Below are 2,515 nucleotides of genomic sequence, written 5' to 3'. Positions count from 1 at the left end.
CCGACGTTCGACACGCTCGATCTCGCGACGAACGCGGCGATGCAGGGCTTCGGCGTCGCGATCGGCGACGTGACGCTCGTCGACGACGACGTCAGCGCGCGCCGGCTCGAACGGCCGTTCGACATCGTGCTCGAGACGGGCGCGCGCTACTTCTTCGTCTATCCCGAGAACATCGGCAACCAGCAGAAGATCCGCGCGTTCAGCGACTGGATTGCGCGCCATCGCGATTGACCGGCGAAGCGCGCACGTGCGTGAACCGGCGCGCGGAATCCGTTGGATACCGCGCCGGCGAACGGCTTTACTGGTACGTCACGACGGCGATCATCGGCGCCTGATTGTTGCCCGGACGGTTCGGTAAAACGATTGCGCGCGAGGCCTGAGTAAAGGTCGTGGTCTTGATGGCCTGCTGGCTCGCGGCGTCGACGAACGCGATCTGGCCGCTTGCCGGGCGCGGACAGTCGGGCCGTACGTGCCGCTGGGCGAGATCGGCCGTATCGAGCGCGAACGAGCAGGGCGGCTCGACGATCATGCCGGAGAAGTGGATGATGCCGGACGCGCCGGCGGCAAAGGACGAGGAAGTGGCCAGAAGCGAGGCAGCCAGGGCGAACGAGGCAGCGATATGGCGATGCTTCATGACAGGCTCCAGAGAGGAAGCGCGTCGCAGCGGGGCCGCTCGGGTGGCAGTCCGTCAACGCTGCGATGCTGTATGCGTAAACGGCAAAACGATCGGGCCTCTTGAATGAAAAAATTGAAATAATGGCAATAAGCAAACGATTGCCTATTGCTAAAAACAATGTAGTTTGAATCTGCGCAATCGCAAGTCGGGGAAATGCCGGGTGGCATAAGATTGGCGGACGAACGGCCGTCATGACCGTTGTGTAGGCAACGGCCTTGCGCCGCCCGGAAAGCAAAACGGCCGCTCGGAGCCGAGCGGCCGTTTTGCGTCGGAGCCGAAGGGGCGCCGTTCAGTTCATGCGCTTGCGTACCGCGCCGACGATCACGAGCAGCACGATCGCGCCGACGATCGACGCGATCCAGCCCGCGCCCTGGCCCGGCGCGTACCAGCCGGCGGCGCGACCGACATAGCCGGCGAACAGCGAGCCGACGATGCCGAGCACGGTGGTCATCAGGATGCCCATCTTGTCGTCGCCGGGCTTGAGCGCGCGGGCGAGGAGGCCGACGATGAGCCCGACGACCAGGGTTTCGATGAATTGCAGCATGAACGCCTCCCTAATGCGGTTGAGCTGTTGACGAACGGAGATGGACTCGTCCGGCGCACCGGGGTTCCCGGTGGAGCCGAACAGATCCGCGACGGGCCGAGTATCGCACGCTGCCGCGTCATGCGGATGTCAGGGCGGCCCCGGCGGCGCGTCATTCATTGATAGTCGAGCAGAACCTGCGTCGCGGCATGAACCGAACCGCCACCGACCTTCGCGCCTGTCTGCAGGTAGGACGCACGGAGCCGAATCGATGGCGATCCGCCGGTGGCCGGGTTGTAGCTCGTCACGGTGTGCGACTTCCTCAGTGGTAGCGGCTGGCCCGTCGCGGCGTCGGCGATCTGGATGCCGATGCCGCTGGCCGTGGCATCCGGGCGCAACTGCATCCCGCCGGGGGACCCGGTGACCATGTCGTCCAGCGGCGCCAGTTGATAGCCGATCCGGTTGTAGCCGGCCGGGCAATTGTTCAACTGCACCTGAAAGTCCGTCGCGCCGGCGGTCGAACCGACACCCTTGAACACATGGTGCTGCACGGGCGGCAGCGTGACCGTCTGGTCGGGAATCGAGCACGTTCCGTTGATGAAGCTGACCTTCGCGGCGAGGTAGACCGGGGACGAGGCGCCGAAGATGCCCGACTTGTATTCGATCGAGTAATAGGCGCTGAGCGCACCCGAATTGAGCGACCCATCCTGCGGCGGCCGACTATCGCGGAACAGCATGACTTCGAGCGTATTGCGCAGCGTCGCCTTCGTCGACGAGACGGCCACGTTGCCGTCGACGAGCATGCGCGTCGACAAGCCGGACACATTGGTTTCCAGGTCGGGGCCGTCGGACACCCACACCCCGCCCTTGGAGTACATCCTGATGCCCGTGATCTGGCAGGTGCTCGCGCCGCATACGTCCTGCGGCGTGAAGTAGTGACGCGCGACGACCATGCCCGGCGTGGCGTTTCCGGGGCTGGAAACGGTGGCCTGCCCGAACGCATAGAGGGAGGCGGCGATCGCGTCGGGCGCGAAGGCGACGGATGCGAGCACAAGCGCGGAGGCGCCCGCGAGCATGCGGAGCGGGCGGCGAGCGACGCGCACCGAGGCGGCCGGATTCGTGGTTCGGGTCAATGCGGACGATTGGCGAAAGTGAGACATAGGGATTCCTTACTGAATGCCGGCGGTCGTCGAATCGGACAGGCACGTGCTCTTGACGGTCTGTATGCCGGGCAATGGCCGGCGACGCTCCGCAACCGGCAGCGCGTAGGCGATCCGGCAGGCGGAGCGGGCGTCGGCGCCCCACTGAACGGTCAG

The 2,515-nt window shown here is 65.5% G+C and carries 3 protein-coding genes and 1 pseudogene; 1 reads left to right on the top strand and 3 read right to left on the bottom strand.

Annotated features, from left to right (window positions below; genetic code table 11):
• Positions 1-231 (top strand): annotated as a pseudogene (locus JYJ84_RS34030) (LysR family transcriptional regulator); the annotation flags it as partial.
• A gap of 67 nt (positions 232-298) precedes the next feature.
• On the opposite strand, the gene JYJ84_RS34025 reads toward JYJ84_RS34030, so the two are convergent.
• The 3 genes from JYJ84_RS34025 to JYJ84_RS34015 form a co-directional block, all read right to left on the bottom strand.
• On the bottom strand, positions 299-634 hold the full coding sequence (locus JYJ84_RS34025) for a type 1 fimbrial protein (protein ID WP_122947336.1): 336 nt from the start codon (positions 632-634) through the stop codon (positions 299-301).
• Positions 635-965: 331 nt separating this feature from the next.
• Positions 966-1,220 (bottom strand): GlsB/YeaQ/YmgE family stress response membrane protein, encoded by a 255-nt coding sequence (locus tag JYJ84_RS34020; RefSeq protein WP_122947335.1) that lies wholly within the window; start codon positions 1,218-1,220, stop codon positions 966-968.
• 155 nt (positions 1,221-1,375) lie between these two features.
• On the bottom strand, positions 1,376-2,359 hold the full coding sequence (locus tag JYJ84_RS34015; protein ID WP_175219843.1) for a fimbrial protein: 984 nt from the start codon (positions 2,357-2,359) through the stop codon (positions 1,376-1,378).
• Positions 2,360-2,515: the final 156 nt, after the last annotated feature.

It is taken from the genome of Burkholderia sp. LMG 13014 (assembly GCF_905232215.1).
Classification (GTDB): domain Bacteria; phylum Pseudomonadota; class Gammaproteobacteria; order Burkholderiales; family Burkholderiaceae; genus Burkholderia.
The sequence above is the reverse complement of the archived record's forward strand: the minus strand, read 5'-3'. Positions and strand labels throughout refer to the sequence as shown.